Here is an 18,759-nt window from a genome sequence, read left to right as displayed (position 1 = left end):
CTCAACGGCCATTCGCCAGAGCCGAGCCCTTTTTACACCGAAAAGGCTCTCGTGCAAAACGATTTCCTTTCGCAAGTTGCAAAACCGTTAGCGACCAATAATGTTGGCGTCATGCCCTCACGGCCCGTCGGCGCCCGCCCGACGCTCTCTCTCGTCGCCGAGACCGCCGGCACCAGCGTGCCCACCGTGTCGAAAGTGCTCCGCGGCGGGACCGACGTGTCCGCCGAGACACGGGCGAAGGTGATGAATGCCGTGCAGGCCGTCGGCTACACGCGCAGGCCGCGCAGCACGGGCGAGAGCGGCCAGGACGAGGGCGCCACATCGACCGCGCTGAACCTGGTGGTGACGCACCTCGAGGGCTCGTGGGCGAACCAGGTTCTGGTCGGCGTGGGGCACGCGGCCGCGGCATCCGATCTTGATCTCATCATCACCCTGGCCCAGCCGGGCACCGACTGGGCATCGCGCATCCTGCGGCGGCGCGGCATCGGTGTCGTCGGCGCACTGCTGGAGCCCACCTCGCCGCAGTTCCACGCGCTCGTCGCTGCGGGCGTCCCGATGGTGCTGCTCGAGCCGATGAGCGCACCGCCGACCGGCATCGCAGGGATCGGCGTGGCCAACTGGGACGCGGGCCGCATGGCCGCCGAGCACCTGCTCGCCCTCGGCCATCGGCACATGGGCGTGATCGCCGGCTATTCGCGGCACATCTACAGCCGCGCCCGCGTCGACGGCTTCCGCTCGACGGTGAGCGCCGCCCCGGGCGACTCGAAGGTCACCGTCGCCCCCGGGCAGTGGGACGAGGAGCGCGCCCGCGCCGACACGCACAAGTTGTTCGACCGCGACCCGGGGATCACCGCGATCTTCGCCTGCTCCGACCCCATGGCGCTCGGCGTGTACAACGCACTTGCGGAGCGCGGCCTCAGGATCCCCACGGACATCAGCGTGGTCGGCTTCGACGACCTGCCCGAAGCGCACTGGATCAGCCCGCCGCTCACGACCGTGCGCCAGCCGAGCAGGGAGATGGGCGAGAGCGCCGTCAGGATGCTGCTCGACCTCGCCCGCTCAGAGGGGGCGGCGGGGCGTGCACGCCCGCGCATCGAGATGTCGGCGGAGCTCGTGGTGCGGGCCTCCACCGGCCCCGCCCGGCCTCGCTAGCCGCTCAGCTCGGGCTGAGCGAGGCCGGGTCGGCGAGCAACGGCTCGAAGGCCAGCTCGGCGGCGCCGATCAGCAGGATGTCGCTGCCGAGGCGCGTGCGCGTGATCTGCACACCCTCGAGCGTTTCGGGCAGGGTCGCGTGCGCGACCGCCCGGTCGAGGGCGGCGGCGTCAGCCTGGTAGAGCGTGGCGAGGAAGCCGCCGAGCACCACGAGCCGCGGGTTGAAGAGCGTGAGCGCCGTGCCCAGCGCGACGCTGAGCAGTTCGAGCTGGCGGTGCACCTCGGCGCGCACGGCGGGGTCATCGGATGCCTGGATCGCGGCGGTCAGCCCATCGGCATCCACGCTCTGCCCCTCGAGCCCGAGCACCTTCAGCAGGCGGGCACGCGAGACCTCGGCCTCGAGCGTGCCGGCGAGCCCGCCGGAGTCGACCGCGTCGGAGGAGACGACGCGGACGTGCCCGAGCTCGCCCGCGTGCCCCGCAGCCCCGGTGAACGCGGCGCCGCCGAGGATCACTCCCCCGCCGATGCCGCTCGAGCCGCCGTTGACGTAGATCAGCTCGCCCACCCCGATGCCCGCGCCGAAGACGTGCTCGGCGTAGGCGCCCAGCTGGGCGTCGTTCGACGCGCGCACGGGCAGCTGCGTGGCATCCGCCAGCAGCTGCGCGAACGGCACGTCGACCCACCCGAGATGCGGCGCGCGCCGCACCAGCCCGTCGGACTGCCGCACCAGCCCCGGCACCGCGACGCCGATGCCGACGACCCGGTCGACGGATGTCGCCTCGATCAGCCCGGCGATCGCGTCGGCCGCCGCGCCGACGGCCTCGCCGGGCGTCGGCACGCGGTCGAGGGCGACGCGCCGGCGCTGCTGCACGCGGCCGTCGAGGCCGACGAGGCCGACCGTGACGGCGTCGATCTCGGGGTTCACGGCGAGTGCGGCAACGCGCGGGTTCGGGGAGATGACGGGGCTCGGTCGGCCGACGCGCAGGTTCGCGTCGGGGCCGGATTCGGTGATGAGCCCGAGGTCGGCGAGCTCGCCGACGAGCGCCCCGATGGTCGAGCGGTTGAGGCCGGTCTCGCGCGTGACGTCCGACCGGGACACGGAGCCGACGTGGTGCGCGATCGTGAGCACCGTCGACAGGTTGTGCATGCGCACGCTGTCGAGGTTGTTGCCACGGCGGGTCGGACTCACGGCACCCCTATTCCTCGGTCTCGGGTCGTCATCGGCGGATTCCCGGTCGCCTCCGAGCATCCCACGAACTGGGACGGCGGCCCATCATCGACGGGGTCCGAGACGCTCGGCGAGGTTGAGGTGCCGCCCGACGCGCGCCCCGAGAAGGGCGCATAGGCACTCACCCGCCCGCAAATAACCGCCGTCGGCCGGGGCTCCCGGACGATTTGTCACCTTTCGCACGATCCGTCACCCCGGGTTCCGGCATCGATGTGACACATCGTGCGAGAGGTGACGGCCCCCGAATCACACCTCGGGAATCACGCCCGTCTCGGCGAGCCGCGCATACCACAGCGCGCTGTCCTTCTTGGTGCGCACCTGGGTGTCGTAGTCGACGTGCACGATGCCGAAGCGCTTCTCGTAGCCGAACGCCCACTCGAAGTTGTCCATCAGCGACCACACGAAATAGCCGGTCAGCGGCACGCCCGCCTCGATGGCGCGGTGCGCCGCCACGAAATGCCGCTGCAGATAGTCCGTGCGCTCGGGGTCGTGCACGTGACGCTCGCCGTCCTCGCCGATGACAACGCGGTCGTCGTAGGCGGCGCCGTTCTCGGTGATGACGAGATCGAACTCGGGGTACAGCTCATGGGTCGAGACCAGCAGGTCGTAGAGGCCCCGCGGCGCGATGTTCCAGCCCATCGCGGTGACCGGCCCGGGTTGCTCGGCCCATTCGACGCGCCTCGCGCCGGGGAACGGCGTGCCGACGGTCGAGTGCTCTGGGCCGCGCCGCACCGTGTCGGTGTTGTAGTAGTTGATGCCCAGCAGGTCGATCGGCTGGTGGATCAGCTCGAGATCGCCCGGCAGCACGAACGACCAGTCGGTGATCTCCTTGGTGTCCTCGAGCAGGTCGTGCGGGTAGCGACCGCGCAGCTGAGGCTCGGTGAAGGCCCGGTTGCGCAGCGCCTCGATCTGCCGCTTGGCATCCAGGTCGTCGGGGTTGTCAGGATCGGCGGCATAGACGGATGCCAGGTTGTTGGTCACCGAATACTTCGCGTCCGTCTTCGTCACGACCTTGCGCAGCTCGATCAGCGCGAGGCCGTGCGCGAGGTTGAGGTGGTGCACCGCCTGCAGGCTCTCGAGCTCGCTCAGGTGGCCGGGCGCGTGCTCGCCGGCCGCGTAGCCGAGGTAGGCCGCGCACCACGGCTCGTTGAGGGTGGTCCAGACGGAGACCCGGTCGCCGAGGCGCTCGCCGACGACGCGGGCGTACTCGGCGAACGCATAGCTGGTCTCGCGGTTGGTCCAGCCGCCGCGGTCCTCGAGCGCCTGCGGCAGGTCCCAGTGGTACAGCGTGACGACGGGCTCGATGCCGCGGGCGATGAGCCCGTCGATGACCCGCTCGTAGAACGCGAGCCCCTTCTCGTTCACCGCGCCGACGCCGTCGGGAACGATGCGCGGCCACGCGATCGAGAGGCGGTAGGCGTGGAGGCCGAGCGAGGCGATGAGGTCGAGGTCATCGTCGACGCGGTGGTAGAAGTCGACGGCCACGTCGCCGGTGTCGCCGTTCGCGACCTTGCCCGGGGTGTGGCTGAAGGTGTCCCAGATGCTGGGCTTCCTGCCGTCTTCGGCGACGGCCCCCTCGATCTGATACGACGCGGTCGCCGAGCCGAAGGTGAAACCCGCGGGGAAGCTCAGACCGCTCTCGCGGAAGTCGTCGGTGGTCATGCGGTGCGTGCTACCTCTCCATCGTGGTGGCGTCGCCGATCCACGACGAGGTGAATCGGTTAAGCGGATCCTATCGGGCGCGCGGGGCGGCGTGCTCGGTTGCGCTGCTCGGATCCGCGATGCGCTGCACGGACGCGAGGCGCGCACTGCGGATCTGAGCAGCGCGTGCGTGGCGGCGCTCAGCCCGCGACGACAATGGCCGCGAAGTTCGCGGCGAGGCGGCGGGCGACGGATGCCGCAGCCGGCTCCGCCGCGTCGGCGGCTGCGCGCACCGCAGCGAGGTCGAGGCCCTCGGCCGCGAGCTCGCGCGCGTTCCAGCCGGCGAGGTCGGCGGCCGCGACCTCGGGGTGGAACTGCAAACCCCACGCCGCATCGCCGAGCCGGAACGCCTGGTTGGGGTGGTCCGTGCTGCTCGCGAGCAGCACGGCGCCCGAGGGCAGAGCGGTGATGGAGTCCTGGTGGTTCTCGATCATCGAGATGGAGCCGGGGATGCCCGCGAGCAGGGCATCCCCGGTGGCGGCATCCGTCAGCCCGATGCTCGTCGATCCGCGCTCTGGCCTGCCGTGCTTGCCGCGCACCTCCCCGCCGGCTACTTCGGCGAGCAGCTGGCCGCCGAGGCAGATGCCGAGGGTCGGGAGGCTCGCGGCGAGCGCGGCGCTCGTCAATGCCCGCTCGGCCGGCAGCCACGGCGCGCGCTCGTCGTCGCTCGGCAGGAAGCCGCCGCCGAGCAGCACGAGCCCGGCGTAGCCGTCGAGGCTCTCGGGTAGCCCGTCGGCACCGGGCCGGATGTCGAGCTCGAGCCCGTCGTCGCTCCACCACTCGCCGAACCGCCGCGGCCCGCTGCCCGGTGAGTTCTGCACGACAAGCACCCGCACCATTCCCACATTCTCCGGTCAACTGCACTGAACGGTCACCTCTGCGCGCCACGCGCTGCTGCGCGCGGCAGCGGTGACCGTCCGGCGCAGTCGAGCCGCCGTGGGGCAGCGCGCTTGAGTCTCCGTCCACAGCCCGCGATCTGCCGCAGTTATCCCCTATTCGGCGCAAAGCGCAGACCGGGCGGATGCCGGAGTCGGTATGCCCTTCTTATGAATCTTCCGCCACCTGATCTGTCCCGCCTGATCGACGCTCGCCGCACAACCTCCGAGCAGGTCGATTCGGCCGTCTTCCGTCGTGCCGCCGCACGCGGCGAGCTCGACCGGCTGCGTCGTTCCATCTATCGCGAGCCTCTCCCGTCGCTCTCCGAGCTGAAGGGGAAGGAGTTCCACGCGGAGACCAGGCGGCGCTACCTCGAGCAGGCCATATCGGTCGGGCTCACGCACTCGGGGCGCGTGATCTTCGCCGGCGAGACCGCGCTCGCGATCCACGGCTTCCCGCTCTTGGGCGGTGTGCCGTCCCGCGTCGAACTGCTGGAACCGCCCGCATCAGGCCGGCGGCGGGTTTCCGACACGACGGTTCACTTCGACGAATTCCGCGAGCAGGACGTGCAGCCGTGGGGCGAGTTCTTCGTCACAACCCCGGCACGCACACTTGCAGACGCGGCGAAGTGGCTCCCCCGCGCCAAGGCCGTCTCCGCGCTCGATTTCGCCCTGAACGCGGATCGCGCCGAGCCGCGGCAGCGCGCTGTGCAAGCAGAGGTCCTGGATGCGCTTGCAGCCTCCGCAGCCGTGCGCAATCGGGTGGCCGCGCAGGCCGCCGTCGATTTCGCAAACGGCGCATCAGGCTCGGTCGGCGAATCGGTCAGCCGGGTGCTGATGGATGCCTTCGGATTTCCCGTTCCACAGCTCCAGGTGCGCCATGCGGCGAGGCCGGGCGGTCGGCGCTGGTACTTCACCGACTTCGAGTGGCCAGAGTTCGGCCTGATCGGTGAGTTCGACGGGCTGGTGAAACTGCGTCAAGCCGAGTTCCGAAACGGGCGCGACGCCGTGCAGGTCGTGATCGATGAGAAACTCCGGGAAGACTTCTTGCGCAGCGGCATCCGTGACTTCGTGCGATGGGACTGGTCATACCTGCGTGAGCCGCTGCGGCTGCGCACCCTGCTGGTCGCACACGGCTTGCCCGCGTCGCGCGGCCCGCGACACCTCGGTCGCCCCTGGTAGCTCATCTGCTCTGAACGGCCATCGCCGCGTCGTGCGCGGTCTCTCACAGCGCAGCACTGACCGTTCGGCGCAGTTGGGTGAGCGCCTCGCACACCGCGTAGGGTCGGAAGCATGCCGTTCACCGACATGCCGCTCGCGCAGTTGCGAGCCTTCACCCCCGCCGTCCGCGAGCCGGCCGACTTCGACGTCTTCTGGAACGAGACCCTGGCGGAGGCCCGCACGGCCGCCGACCTCACGGGCGCGACCGCGAGCCGCACGCCCGCCGACAGCCCGATCACCGAGCTGATCGTGGAGGACCTCACCTTCCCCGGTTTCAATGCCGACCCGGTGAAGGCGTGGGTCACGCGCCCCAAGGGAGACACCGGCAGCGCGGGCCGCGAGGGTACCGAGGGCGGGAAGCTGCCGGTCGTCGTCGAGTTCATCGGCTACAACGGCGGGCGCGGCATCGTGGGCGAGCGCCTCCAGTGGGCGGCGAGCGGCTACGTGCACGTGTTGATGGACACGCGCGGTCAGGGCTCTGGCTGGGGAACGGGCGGCGACACCGCCGACCCGCACGGCTCGACCTCCGCCGTGTCGGGGTGGATGACCCGCGGCATCCTCGACCCGAAGGAGCACTACTACCGCCGCGTGTTCACCGACGCCGCGCGGCTCGTCGACGAGGTGCGCACCTGGGATTTCATCGACCCGGCGCGCATCGCGGTCACCGGCGGCAGCCAGGGCGGCGGCATCGCGATCGCGGCGGCCGGCCTCTCCCCCGACGTCTGGGCGCTGCTGCCCGACGTCGCGTTCCTGTGCGCGTGGGAGCACGGCACGAACGTCGCCATCTCCGACCCGTACCAGGAGCTCAGCCGCTACCTCGCCGCCCACCGCAACGACGTCGAGACCGTGTGGAACACGGCGGCGTACTTCGACGGGGTGAACTTCGCGAAGCGCATCACGGCGCCGTCGCTGTGGTCGGTCGCCCTGATGGACCAGGTCGTGCCCCCGTCATCGACCTTCGCCGGATTCAATGCGCTCGCCTCGGCCGACAAGGCGATCGAGGTGTACCCGTACAACGGGCACGAGGGCGGCCAGACCTACCAGTGGCTCAAGCAGGCGGAGTTCCTCGCGCAGCGCCGCTGAGTCAGCCCACGCGCGGAATCCACACGCGCATGGTGGACGGCCCGCGATTGGCCCATGAGTAGTACGGGACCAGTCGCGCGGTCACGCGCTCGGCTTCGCCGCTCAGGCGATCGGATGCATAGGGCCAGCTTGCCTCGGCCGGCGCGCGTCGCGTCACGCTCAACTCGGTCACGTCGCCGTCCGCGCGCAGCGTCGCCGGGTCGGCCTCGACGTCGTTGACGCTCCAGCCGGCCGGCAGGTCGACCGACTCGAGCGCGAGCACGAGCGGCCCGCGCTCGACCGCGAAGTCGCCGCGCACGGCGTCGATGCGCGGGTCCGGGTAGGTCACGCGCGCGGTGAGCGGCAGCTCGAGGCGCAGCGTCTCGCCCGCGCGGAAGGTGCGGCGCACCTCGAACGCGCCACCGACGAGCGCGGCATCCTCAGACAGCGCTGCCTGCCCGACCGCCCACGCCGGCACGCGCAGCCGCAGCGCGATCTCGGCCGACGGCGCATCTGTCACCGTCACCTCCACGCCACCGTCGAACGGGTAGCCGCTGGCGACCCGCAGCCGCACCGCACCCGCGTCGAGCGTCGTCGCGATCTCGTAGTCCCCGTACTGGTGCAGCTGCACCCCGTCGCCCGTCGCGGTCGCGAAGTACAGCCCGATGCTCGCCAGGGTGCGCGCGACGTTCGTCGGGCAGCACGACACCTCGAACCAGGGAGCGCGCAGGCTCGCCTCGGCGCGGTGCGACAGCTCGTGCTCGTCGGGGATCGCGCCCGGCATCCGCTGGTGCAGGGTGTTGGTGTAGTAGAACGCACGGCCGTCCTCGCGGGGGGAGGCGAGCACGTTGTTGAGCAGCGTGCGCTCGATCAGCTCGGCATATCTCTCGTCACCGCTCTCGAGCAGCAGCCGCCAGCTGAGCATGACCGACGCGATGCCGGCGCAGGTCTCGGCGTACGCGCGATCGGGCGGCAGCTCGAAGTCATCGCCGAAGGCCTCGTCCTGGTGGTGCGAGCCGACCCCGCCCGTCACATAGGTGCGGCGCGCGACCGCGCTGGCCCACTGCAGGGCCACAGCGTCGGCGAGCGCGTCATCGCGCGTCTCGTCGGCCACATCGAGGGCGCCGGATGCCAGATAGAGCGCCCGCACCGCATGGCCGCGCATCGTGACGGCCTCGCGCACGGGCACGTCGTCCTGGAAGTACTCCTGTGCGAACGGCCCGAACGACGCGCCGCGCAGCGTGCCGGTGCCGCGCCGCGCGATGAACAGCTCGGCCTGCTCGAGGTAGCGCAGCTCGCCGGTGATGCGGAACAGCTCCACGAGCCCCATCTCGATCTCGGGGTGGCCGCAGACTCCGACGCGGCCGGTCGGCCCGAACGCCTCGGAGACGTGGTCGGCGAGGCGCCGCGCGACCTGCGGCAGCAGGTCGTCGTGCCCGGTGCGCAGTCGCGCGACGGCGGCCTGGAAGAGGTGCCCGAAGCAGTACAGCTCGTGCCCGAACTCGAGGTTCGAGTAGCGCGCGGGCTGTCCATCGCGCCCGAAGCTGGTGTGCAGGTACCCGTCGGATTCCTGGGCGGCCGCGACCCGTGCGACGAGCGCCTCGTACCGGGCCTCGAGCTCGTCGTCGGGCCGCCGCGCGAGCTCCCACGCCATCGCCTCGAGCAGCTTGTACACCTCGGAGTCGACGAATTCGATGCCCGCGTGGCTGCCGGCAATCGTGCCGGCGGCGGCGCGGTCGAAGTTGCCGATCCAGCCGATGCGCTCCATCCACTCCTGGCAGTGGGCGATGGTGGCGCGCGCGTTCACCTCCTGCCGCTCGCCCCAGAAGCCGCCCGTGATGGCGATCTCGTCAGGGCCGAGCGGGCGCAGCACGGCGTGGGAGGGGTGCACGGGTCCGCCGGTGCGGAGTGATGTCATCCGGTGCCTCGAATCGGTGATGGTGTGGTGGTCATGTGGTCATGTGGTCGTCGGTGAACGGCTGCGTCACGCGGGTTCGACGGCAGCCGCGGCATCCGTCTCGACCGCGTCCGCCGCGAGCAGCAGATACGCGCTTGCCGTCCAGGTATACGCGCGGTCGCGCAGGCCGTCGCCCGTCACCGCGTCGAAGTTCTCGGCGAAGCCCGAGCGCTCGCAGAGCCGCCGGAAGCGCCTGCTCACCTCGGCGGCGAGCCGGTGCTCGCCCGCCTTGCGGAGGCCGTCGTAGATGAGCACCGTCGACGGCGCCCAGATCGGCCCGCGCCAGTACCCGTCGGACTCGTAGAGCTCGCTGCTCACGGGTTCTGTCGCGAGCCCCCACTCGGTCAGGTGCGCGTCGAGCCGCGCGACGAGCGCGCGCACGATCTCAGGCGCCAGGTGATCGGATGCCAGCAGCGGAAGCGCGTTCAGCAGGCTCGAGCTCAAGCTCTCGCGCCCGGTCGCCGCCGCCCGGGCGATGAAATGATCCCCGCGCCACAGCTCGCTCTGCAGCGCATCGAACAGCGCGTCGGCCTCGGCGCGCCACGCGGCGGCGCCGTCGAGCCCGAGCTCAGCGGTGAGGTCGGCCAATACACGCAGCTGCACGCCGAGGAACGCAGCGAGATCGGGAGCCTCGATGAGGCGGTCGGCGTCGAACGTCGTCGAGTTGTCCCATCCGCTGTCATTGCCGTGCTGGTAATGCGGCAGCGCGTGGCCGGGCACGCGACGCGACAGCCAGAACCGCGACCAGGCGGCGAGCCGCCCATGGATCTCGATCAGCGCGTCGCGCCCGAGGGCGTGCGGCGCACGCGCCCGCAGCTCGCGCAGCGCCCAGCCGTGGATCGGCGGCTTCACGAAGTTGTACAGCACTTCGGAGTGCGTCACAGAGTCGGGCAGCGCGCCGGATGCCTCCTGATGATCGAACGGCATGAGGAAGTTGTCGACGCCTGCCCCAGGCAGCCCGCCCACGACGGCGAGGGCGTTGAAGCAGTGGTCCCAGCTCCACACCTTGTCCATCCAGTGCTTCGACATCAGGATCGCCTCGCGCGTGACGAAGCCGCGCGGCGCGACCGTGGCCGACCACAGCACATAGGCGGCGAGCGCGGCGGCAGGGGACGAGGGATTCCGCCACGGGGCGACCGCGGCCAGGAATCCGTCGAAGTCCTGTGCCACGTCAGCCACCGCGTCATCGAACGAGCCGCTCGCGCGGTACGGCGCGCGCCCCGTCTCGTACTCCTCGACCACGGCCTCCCACTCGGCGCCTTCCAGGGTCACGGCACGCGCGGCCGAGCCGAGCGCCTCCTCGCCGACGATGCGCAGCGCGCCGCTCAGCGCGGTCACGCGGTAGCGCCGCCCGGTCTCGTACGAGGTGAAGACGGCCGAGCCGTCGACCGGGTCGCGGAAGAGATAGCTGCCGCTGAACGGCGTGAGCGTCTCCCCCGGGTCGGCGAGCGTCAGCTCGAGGCCGCGCCCGCGCAGCCGCAGGGTGTCGCCGGTCTCAAAGACCGCGTCGACGCGGCCGCCCTCGGCGATCCAGCTCAGGCGCGTGGCTGAGGCCTCGACCGCCGCCGCCCGTTCAGGCCGGAACTGCAGAACCGCAGTCATGCCGGACTGGTGCGAGACGAGATGGAGCAGCTCGTGGGTGCGATGGGTGCCGATGACCGGCGAGACGTCCAGCCACGAGCCGCGGCGGCTGAACGGGATCTGGCGGATGTCGAAGGAGGGGTTCGAAGACACGGGTGTCCCAGGTGTGTCAGAGGTCACGGTGGGGAATCCGATCAGTCCTTGACCGCGCCCGCGGTCACGCCGGCCGCCACGTATTTCTGCGCGACGACGAGCAGCACCGCGGCGGGGATCGAGGCGACGACAGCGGTCGCCATGATCGAGTTCCACTGCTGGTTGTTGTTGCCGATGTAGGCGTAGATGCCGAGCGTGATCGGCTTCCAGGTGCCGCCGCCGTCGAGCGTGTTCGCGAACAGGAAGTCGGACCACGCCCACAGGAACGAGAACAGCGCCACGGTCACGATCGAGTTGCGGCTCACGGGCAGCACCACCGATCGGAAGGTGCGCCACGTGCTCGCCCCGTCGATGCGCGACGCCTGGATCAGCTCGTCGGGGATCCCCGACATGAATGCTGCGAAGATCAGCACCCCGAACGGCACGGCGAGCGTCGAGTCGGCGATGATCAGACCCCAGATCGTGTCGAGGATGCCGAGCCGCACGTAGATCGTGTAGAAGCCCATCGACATGATGATCGCGGGGATGATCTGGGCGATGAGCAGCAGGAAGCTGACCACGCCGCCGCCCTTCGGCCGCAGCTTCGCGAGTGAGAACGCAGCGGGCGCGGCAAGCGCGAGCGTCAGCACGACGGTGCCGAGCCCGATGATGAGGCTCGTCGCGAGGAACGGCAGCTGCTGGTGCAGCACGGCCGCATAGCCCTCGACCGTCCCGTTGATCGGGAACAGGTTCGGCGGGTCCTTGCGCATGTCGCTGTCGCGCGTGAACGAGACATTGACCATCCAGTAGACGGGGAACAGCATCACGGCAGTGAGCAGGATGCCGACGGCGGTGCGCCACCAGGAGCGGCGGGTCATGTCACGCCTCCAATCTGCGCTGCACGCGCGCGTAGGCCAGCCCGAAGACCAGGGCGATGACGATGAGCACGTTCCCGACGGCGGCGGCCGAGCTGAAGTCCGGCAGCAGCGAGCCGAAGCCGAGCTGGTACGACCAGATCGCGAGCGTGGTCGACGAGGTCGCCGGGCCGCCGCGCGTCATGATCCAGATGATGTCGAAGACCTTCAGCGTGTAGATGAAGCCCAAGAGCAGCGTGATCGCCGTGACGGGCCGCAGCAGCGGGAAGGTGATGCGCCAGAACCGCTGCCAGCCGTTCGCCCCGTCGATCGCGGCCGCCTCGTAGACGTCGTTCGGGATTCCCTGAAGGCCCGAGTACATGATCACGAGGTTGAACGGGATGCCGATCCAGATATTGGCGATGAGAACGGCGATGAGCGACCAGTCGGGCGAGGTGAGCCAGTTGATCTGGCCGATCCCGAAGGCCTCGAGGAAGGCGTTGATCACCCCCGAGTCGCTGTTCATCATCCACGACCACGTCGAGGCGGAGACCAGCAGCGGCAGCAGCCACGGTACGAGGAAGAGAGCCCGCAGCAGCCCCGAGAGGCGGAAGTTGCGGAAGAAGAACACCGCGAGCGCGAGCCCGATGGCGAACTGGAAGGCGATCGACACGAAGACGAAGAGGCCCGTGTTGAGGATCGCCGGCCAGAAGGTCGAGCTGCTGAAGATCGCGGCGAAGTTCTGGAATCCGACGAACTCCGCATCGCCCGTGATGAACGAGCGCACGGTGTAGTGGCGGATGCTGAGGTCGATGTTCTTGTAGAGCGGGTAGGCGTAGAACAAGGCGAGGTAGATCACCACGGGGGCGATGAACCCCCATGCGGTCCACTGCGCCCGCCGGTGCGCGCGGGAGCGCGTGGCCCGGGTCGGGGCGGTTGGGTCTGCCGCCCCGGCCCGGGCGCGCGCAGCCGACGGCGCCTGTGACGAGGTTGCTGTCATTTCGGTCCTGTCGGCATTCGGCATCGTGATCCGTTACTCGGGTGCTTACTTGTTGAGCTTCGTGTCGACGGCGTCCTGCGCCGCCTTCAAGGCCGCGGAGGGCGACGCGGCGCCGCTCTCCGCCTTCTGCACGGCGGTCCACAGCTGCTGCGAGATGACCGGGTACTTCGTCCCGAGGTTGTCGCCGGTGCGGGCCTTCGCCACGCCGACCGCGTCGATCCAGGTCTTCAGGCTCGAGTCGGCGGCGAGCTGCTTGGCCTGCCCCGCCTTGCTGGCGACGATGTAGTTCAGCGTCGTGTCCGTCTTGACGATGTTGTCGCCCTGCGAGAGGCACTCGATGATCTTCGCGCTCGTCTTGTAGCGGGCCGTGTCCTTCTGGACGGGGATTGTGAAGAACTCGCCGCCCGTCGGCACCGGCGCCGCCCCACCGCTCTGGGCGGGGATCGTGATCACGCCGGCGCCCATCTGCGCCGCAGCGGCCTTCTGCCAGGTTCCGTTCTCGCCGAAGGCGAAGTCACCGGTCTGGAACTCCTGCCAGCTGGTGGTCTGCGTGTCCTGGATCACGGAGTTCGGCGCGTAACCGTCCTTGATCCAGCCGGCCCAGAGCGACAGCGCCGCCTCGGCCTTGCTCGAGTCGAGCTTGGTCAGGTCGGCGCCCGCGCCCCAGAACCACGGCAGGAACTGGAACGAGCCCTCCTCCGTGTTGATGCCGGCGAAGGTGATGCCCTTCTTGCCCGCCGCCTTGACCTTGGCGAGTGCCGCGGTCAGCGAGTCCCAGCTGGTGATGGATGCCGGGTCGACACCCGCCGCCTGCAGGACCTTCGGGTTGTAGTAGAGCGCGAGCGTGTTCGCGCCGATCGGCACGCCGTAGGTCTTTCCGCCCTGCACGCCGGCGCCGAGGATGTTCTCGGCGATCTGACCGGTCGACAGGCCGTTCTCCTTCGTGTCGGTGAGGATGCCCGCATCGGCGAGCGTGGAGACGACGGGGTTGTCGACGAGCAGGATGTCGGGCGACTTGCTCTGCTGGCCCGCGAGCAGCGCCTTGTTGGTGAGGTCGCTGGTGTCATAGCCGGTGCGCTTGACGGTCACCCCGGCATCCGTGCCGCACTGGTCGATGAGCTTGGCCCAGTCGGAGCTCGCGTCATACTGCGGGTACGGGTCCCAGAAGGTGTAGGTGCCGCCGGCGCTGCCGCCGGACGACCCCTTGTCGTTGCTGCCGTTGCTGGAGCAGCCGGTGAGTGCCGCGGCGATGACGCCTGCGGACAGGAGCGCGACACCGACGGCGCGCGCCTTTCGTGTTGTTTGCACGGGTATTCCTCTCTGAATGGTGCAGGTGGGGCTGTGAAGTTGTGGGTGTGATTCGAACCGGTTCGACTCGTGGTCACGAAGAAGCGCCTGGGCTGCGACGACTATTTCGTGCTTCCCCGGTCGACGATCTGCGGTGCGATGAGCTCGACGCGGTTCGGCGTGCTGCCGCTCTCGTCGAGCATCTGCTGCACGAGCGCCTGCACCGCACGGCGCCCGAGCTTGTCCGGCGAGGTCTCCACCGCCGTGTACGGCAGGTTGAACAGCCGGCCGAAGTCCTCCGAGAAGATCCCGACGACGGAGAGATCGTCGGGGACACGGATGCCGCGTTCATGCAGCACCGCCGGCAGCGCTGCGATCACGGCGTCGTTGTGCACGATCATCGCCGTGCCAAGCCCCGCGTCGAGGATCTCGCCGATCTGCTGGTTGACCGCGGGCTGCTGCGTCTCGCCGTGGAACCAGTGCACGCGGATTCCGTACTGGGCCGCGCGCTGCAGTGCCGCGTTCTGGAACCGCCAGGCATATGCCCCGCCGCGGTCGTAGACGTCCTTGCGGGGCGTGATCAAGACGATCTCGCGGTGGCCGCGCTCGGCGAGGTGATCGACCAGCACGCGGCCCGACTCCTCGAAATCGAGGTCGAAGACGTCGAAGCCCTCCGTGTTCTTGGGGAGGCCGACCATCGAGCCCGGCTGATGGATCTTCCGCATCACCGGAAGGCGCGGGTCCTCGTGAGCGACGTTGAGCAGGATGACGCCGTCGACCATGTTCGAGTTCGAGATGCGCTCGAGCGCCTTCGGGCCGTCGGTCTCGGTGACCATCAGGATGTCGTAGCCGGCTTCGCGCGCAGCATCCGAGATCGGCAGGACGTACTGCAGCATGGCGGGCGAGAACTCGTCTTGGAAGAAGTGCACGAACAGGCCGATGACGAGGGTCTGCGACGTGGCGAGCGCCCGCGCCCCGGCGTTCGGGGTGAAGCCGAGTTCGCGGATCGCCGCCTCGATGCGCTCCCGCGTCTCTCGCGAGATGGTTCTCTTGCCGGAGAGGGCGTACGAGACGGTGCTGCGCGAGACGCCCGCGTGACGCGCCACGTCTTGGATCGTCGTCATCTCGCCTCTTCCTCGTCGAACCGGTTCGATTGATAGTAGCGAGCGCCTCGCTCGGGCGCAACAGCGGGGGCGGCCGTCGGGCCGCCCCCGCTGCAGCTGTGATTACTTGGTGACCTTCACGGTGAGCGGGTCGCTCGTCGTGGCGCCGGCCGCGTTACTGAACACGACCGTGTAGACGTAGGAGCCGAGGGGCTTGCCGCTCACGGCCAGCTTCGCCTCCTGCGCGCCCGGGGTGTTCGCGGTGAGGTCGCCGCTGCCGACCGCCGTGCCGTTCTCATAGAAGGTGTACGACGTCGCGTTGGTGCCCCACCAGAGGTCGGCGGTCACGGTGTACGTGCCGTCGTGGTCGTAGTCATCCGAGCTCAGCACCGGCTTCGCCGGGTTCGCGTCCGTGACCTTGACGGTGTCCGAACCGGTCGCCGTCGTGCCCTGGCTGTTGACGAGCTCGCCGGTGTAGACGTAGCTGCCGTTGGTCCTGCCCGACACCGGGATCGAGACGGACTGCTGGCCGACGCCGCTGAAGCTCAGCTGTTTCGTGCTGATCAGCGTCCCGTTCTCATAGAGCCGGAAGATCGACCCCGTCTCACCCCACCACAGGTTCATGGTGACGTCGTAGGAGCCGTCGTGCAGCCCGGTGTCCCAGCCGTTGTCGTCCGAGAGCTGGCCCTTCCCCGGTGCGCTCGTCGCGCCGTCCGGGATCGTGACCGCATTGCTCCACGCCGACTTCGCGCCCTCGCCGGCCGCGTTGACCGCCGTCACCGCGAACTGTGCGGTGTCGCCGGGCCAGATGCCCGCGATGGTCGCGGAGGTGGTGCCGCCGTCGACCGTCGCGACCGGGTCGTCGGTGCCCTGGCGGTACACCTTGTAGCCCGTCACCACGCTGCCTCCGTTGTCAGTGGGCGCGGCCCACTGCACCTGCACCGAGGTGCCGGCCACCGCTGCGCTCGGAGCCGCCGGCGCAGCCGGCGCGCTGACCGTGTGCAGCGTCCAGAAGTGGTCAGCCGTTGCGGCATCCGTCGCCGACGTCGTGCCCGTGCTCGCCGAGCCGACGGTGATGGTGCCGTTGCGTCCCGCTCCCGACGAGTCGACGACGGTCGTGCCGCCGGTCTCGTCGAAGGCGTAGTGCACGACATCGCCCGATCCTGCGGTGCCCCCGGCGAGCGTCGCCACCTCGCTCGCGCTCAGCGCGCGATCGTAGAGGTTGAAGTCGTCGATGGTCGCGTTGAGCGCGGGGTCACCCCCGTACTGCGACTTGCCAAGGTAGTTGTGCGTGCTCGTGCCGAAGGCGGAGGGGTGGATGCTCATCGCGGTGTTGGTGCCGACGGCCTTGCCGTTCACGTACAGCGTGCCCGTTGTGCCCGAGACCGTCACGGTGACGAGCGACCACTGCCCGACCGGCAAGGTGCTCGAGGCGTTGATCTGCTGCTCGCCGCCTGCGCCGCCGGTGGTGATCGCGTAGCGCAGCCCACTGCCGGCGTTGAGCGTCAGGAACATGTATGCGCCCGTGCCCGTGCCGATGTCGAAGACGCGCGACCACTGCGTGTTGGCGGCGGGGTTCACCCAGATCGAGGCGGTGTAGTCCCCGGTCAGTCCGCCGGTGACGCCGGGGGGCAGGTTCACGTACGACGCCGTGTTGCAGAAGCTCAGCGCCGTGCCGATCTTGCCTGGCACGCGCGGCCCGCCGGCTGTGCAGGCGTTGGTCGCCGAGCCGTCCGGCCACTGGACGACGGGGGCCCCCGCGCTGGTGCTCATGCCGCTGACGGCGAGCACGAGCCCGGTGCCGTAGTTCGCCAGCCGGTAGTCGCCCTTGCCGTCGGGGATCAGCTGCCAGAGGTGATCGCTGGTTCCGCTGTCACCCCAGATCAGGGCGGCGGCGCCACCGCTGGTGGAGGCATCCGTGATCCCGAGCAGCAGGCCGCTTGCGCTGTTCTGCACCTTGTACAGGCCGGAACCGGCGTCGACGAGCTTCCAGGTCTGCGTGCCGCTTCCCGTGGGGGCCGACTGCACGGCATCCGTGCCCTGCGCCGTTCCCGAGCCGGCGGTGTCCAGGGCGAGCCCGCTGTTCAGGTTGGTGATCGTGTAGACCCCGGCGAGCGACGTCGAGTTCGATGAAGCCGGTGTCACGACGACGTGGTAGCCGTAGGCCGGGTTCATGACGAGCGGAACACTGATCGAGCCGTCGGAGCCCACCTGATACGTGGTGTCCGAGATCGTCGTCGGGCCGGCCACCGCGGTGGTGCGCCCGTGCGACGGCGTGTACTCGAGCTTCACATCGACCTTGCTGCCGACGGCGAGCTTGTCGAGGCCGTCGATGTTGATCGACGTCGGCCCGGTCGCGCCGCCGGTGATGACGTCGAGCTCCTTCTTGTCGGGCGTCACCGCCGCCGCCGCGTCGAACAAGCCGTTCGCATCGGGCGGAGTCGTCGTGACCATGTTCCCGGTCATGTCGGCGTACCACGTGTACAGCCAGTACGCGCCGTTGGGCTGACCGCCCTGACCGGTGAGCAGGTCGCCGAGCGCACCCGACTGGTTCCAGAACGCCAGCTCGGCGTTGCTCACGCCGTCGCGTTCGAACTTGGCGATGTAGCCGACCAGATCGCCGGGGATGCCGACCTCGGCCGGCGCCGCGTACTCCTCGATGTCGATCGGCAGCGGTCCGATGCCGAGCGACTTCTCGATGGCCGTCACCTTCGCGATGTCCCCAGCGATCTTGCTCGAGCTCTCGAGCTCATGCCAGGCCAGGATGTCGGGGACCGTGTTGGTGGCGACGGCGTTCTGCAGGAAGTTCTGCATGTCGGAGATGTTGTCCGAGAGGCTCGGGCCCTGGATCGGCGTCGTCGGATCGAGACGGCGGATCTCGTTGTAGGTCTTGGTCCAGAAGTCCTCGAAGGTGCCGTTCGAGGCGAGCCATGTGTTGTCCGCCTCGTTCCACGGCGCGTACGCCGCGAGGTTCGTGATCCCGGATGCCTTCACCTGGGCGATCTGGTCGTCGACGACCTGGAACCAGTTGCTCCAGCTGAACTGGTACGGCCAGCCCGCGTAGTAGTCCGAGAGCCGGTCGACGACCTTCGCCCCCGCCTTCTCCGCCTCGGGGTCGACCTGCAGGATGTCGCCCGTCGGCTGCTGCTTGCCGCCGGCCGGCTTGAGCACGAACTCGCTCGGCTTGATCGGCTCGACGAGGGCGTCCGAGGGGGTCGTGGCAGTGGCGAGCCCGTAGAGCGATCCGGTCGCCACGTGGGTCACCGAGCGGAAGGGCTGATCCGCGTGCACGGTCAGCGTCTGGGGTGTCAGGGTGGCGGCGTGGGCAGGTGCGCCCGTGGCGAGCGCCGCGCCCCCGGCGATCAAGGCGATCGCGCTGATCGCCGCGGTGGTCTTCGCCGCGGGCGTCGCCGACCACCAGGTCGGCGACCATCGCCGGCCGATTGCTTGAGACATGTTCTAACTCCGTTGTTGTCGGTCTTCACGAGATCAATCGAACCGGTTCGACAGTGCGCCGGACTGCGGTGTACGGCGAACTGCGTTGGAGGGGATTGACTTAGCGCCGAAGTTAGTACCGCCGTTAGCACAGGTCAAGGAATGAGGCGA

13 protein-coding genes are annotated in these 18,759 nt (G+C 69.6%); 3 read left to right on the top strand and 10 right to left on the bottom strand.

Annotated features, from left to right (window positions below):
- Positions 1-111: 111 nt before the first annotated feature.
- Positions 112-1,152 carry a LacI family DNA-binding transcriptional regulator gene (locus ABD708_RS09240; RefSeq protein WP_344753640.1) on the top strand — a complete coding sequence of 347 codons (1,041 nt, stop codon included), beginning with the start codon at positions 112-114 and terminating at the stop codon, positions 1,150-1,152.
- Between the two features lie 4 nt (positions 1,153-1,156).
- Here ABD708_RS09240 and ABD708_RS09235 read toward each other — a convergent pair whose 3' ends face one another.
- The 3 genes from ABD708_RS09235 to ABD708_RS09225 form a co-directional block, all read right to left on the bottom strand.
- Complete coding sequence (locus tag ABD708_RS09235; RefSeq protein ID WP_344753638.1) at positions 1,157-2,341, bottom strand: ROK family protein; 1,185 nt, start codon at positions 2,339-2,341, stop codon at positions 1,157-1,159.
- Positions 2,342-2,626: 285 nt separating this feature from the next.
- Entirely contained in the window at positions 2,627-4,042 is a 1,416-nt protein-coding gene (locus tag ABD708_RS09230; RefSeq protein WP_344753636.1) for a GH1 family beta-glucosidase, read from the bottom strand.
- A gap of 179 nt (positions 4,043-4,221) precedes the next feature.
- A complete protein-coding gene (locus ABD708_RS09225) occupies positions 4,222-4,920 on the bottom strand; it encodes a type 1 glutamine amidotransferase (protein ID WP_344753634.1) in 699 nt (232 codons plus the stop codon).
- Positions 4,921-5,031: 111 nt separating this feature from the next.
- Between ABD708_RS09225 and ABD708_RS09220 the strand changes: the two genes are divergently transcribed.
- Positions 5,032-6,138 (top strand): hypothetical protein, encoded by a 1,107-nt coding sequence (locus ABD708_RS09220; RefSeq protein ID WP_344753632.1) that lies wholly within the window; start codon positions 5,032-5,034, stop codon positions 6,136-6,138.
- A gap of 111 nt (positions 6,139-6,249) precedes the next feature.
- Positions 6,250-7,260 carry an acetylxylan esterase gene (locus ABD708_RS09215; RefSeq protein ID WP_344753630.1) on the top strand — a complete coding sequence of 337 codons (1,011 nt, stop codon included), beginning with the start codon at positions 6,250-6,252 and terminating at the stop codon, positions 7,258-7,260.
- 1 nt (position 7,261) lies between these two features.
- Here the strand turns inward: ABD708_RS09215 and ABD708_RS09210 are convergent, their stop codons facing one another.
- From ABD708_RS09210 to ABD708_RS09180, 7 genes are all read right to left on the bottom strand, one after another.
- Positions 7,262-9,157 carry a glycoside hydrolase family 127 protein gene (locus ABD708_RS09210; RefSeq protein WP_344753628.1) on the bottom strand — a complete coding sequence of 632 codons (1,896 nt, stop codon included), beginning with the start codon at positions 9,155-9,157 and terminating at the stop codon, positions 7,262-7,264.
- Between the two features lie 66 nt (positions 9,158-9,223).
- The gene (locus ABD708_RS09205; RefSeq protein ID WP_344753626.1) at positions 9,224-10,930 is read right to left on the bottom strand and encodes an amylo-alpha-1,6-glucosidase; all 1,707 of its coding nucleotides are present in this window, start codon (positions 10,928-10,930) and stop codon (positions 9,224-9,226) included.
- 41 nt (positions 10,931-10,971) lie between these two features.
- Entirely contained in the window at positions 10,972-11,787 is an 816-nt protein-coding gene (locus tag ABD708_RS09200; protein ID WP_344753624.1) for a carbohydrate ABC transporter permease, read from the bottom strand.
- A 1-nt stretch (position 11,788) separates the two neighbouring features.
- Entirely contained in the window at positions 11,789-12,763 is a 975-nt protein-coding gene (locus tag ABD708_RS09195; protein WP_344753622.1) for a carbohydrate ABC transporter permease, read from the bottom strand.
- A 45-nt stretch (positions 12,764-12,808) separates the two neighbouring features.
- The gene (locus ABD708_RS09190; RefSeq protein ID WP_344753620.1) at positions 12,809-14,071 is read right to left on the bottom strand and encodes a sugar ABC transporter substrate-binding protein; all 1,263 of its coding nucleotides are present in this window, start codon (positions 14,069-14,071) and stop codon (positions 12,809-12,811) included.
- Positions 14,072-14,172: 101 nt separating this feature from the next.
- Positions 14,173-15,174, bottom strand: a complete 1,002-nt coding sequence (locus ABD708_RS09185) for a LacI family DNA-binding transcriptional regulator (protein WP_344753618.1) — start codon at positions 15,172-15,174, stop codon at positions 14,173-14,175.
- 102 nt (positions 15,175-15,276) lie between these two features.
- Positions 15,277-18,609, bottom strand: coding sequence for a LamG-like jellyroll fold domain-containing protein (locus ABD708_RS09180; RefSeq protein WP_344753616.1), 3,333 nt, complete (start codon positions 18,607-18,609; stop codon positions 15,277-15,279).
- Between the last annotated feature and the right edge of the window lie 150 nt (positions 18,610-18,759).

It is taken from the genome of Gryllotalpicola koreensis (genome assembly GCF_039538185.1).
In the GTDB taxonomy this organism is placed as follows: Bacteria; Actinomycetota; Actinomycetes; order Actinomycetales; family Microbacteriaceae; genus Gryllotalpicola; species Gryllotalpicola koreensis.
Note: the sequence above shows the minus strand (reverse complement) of the source record. Positions and strands in the feature narration are given on the sequence as shown.

Bases quoted from the DNA above. Each gene is read 5' to 3' on its own strand.
- ABD708_RS09240 (WP_344753640.1), top strand. From the start codon at position 112: ATGCCCTCACGGCCCGTCGGCGCCCGCCCGACGCTCTCTCTCGTCGCC.
- ABD708_RS09230 (WP_344753636.1), bottom strand. From the start codon at position 4,042: ATGACCACCGACGACTTCCGCGAGAGCGGTCTGAGCTTCCCCGCGGGT.
- ABD708_RS09225 (WP_344753634.1), bottom strand. From the start codon at position 4,920: ATGGTGCGGGTGCTTGTCGTGCAGAACTCACCGGGCAGCGGGCCGCGG.
- ABD708_RS09215 (WP_344753630.1), top strand. From the start codon at position 6,250: ATGCCGTTCACCGACATGCCGCTCGCGCAGTTGCGAGCCTTCACCCCC.
- ABD708_RS09210 (WP_344753628.1), bottom strand. From the start codon at position 9,157: ATGACATCACTCCGCACCGGCGGACCCGTGCACCCCTCCCACGCCGTG.
- ABD708_RS09200 (WP_344753624.1), bottom strand. From the start codon at position 11,787: ATGACCCGCCGCTCCTGGTGGCGCACCGCCGTCGGCATCCTGCTCACT.
- ABD708_RS09195 (WP_344753622.1), bottom strand. From the start codon at position 12,763: ATGACAGCAACCTCGTCACAGGCGCCGTCGGCTGCGCGCGCCCGGGCC.
- ABD708_RS09185 (WP_344753618.1), bottom strand. From the start codon at position 15,174: ATGACGACGATCCAAGACGTGGCGCGTCACGCGGGCGTCTCGCGCAGC.
- ABD708_RS09180 (WP_344753616.1), bottom strand. From the start codon at position 18,609: ATGTCTCAAGCAATCGGCCGGCGATGGTCGCCGACCTGGTGGTCGGCG.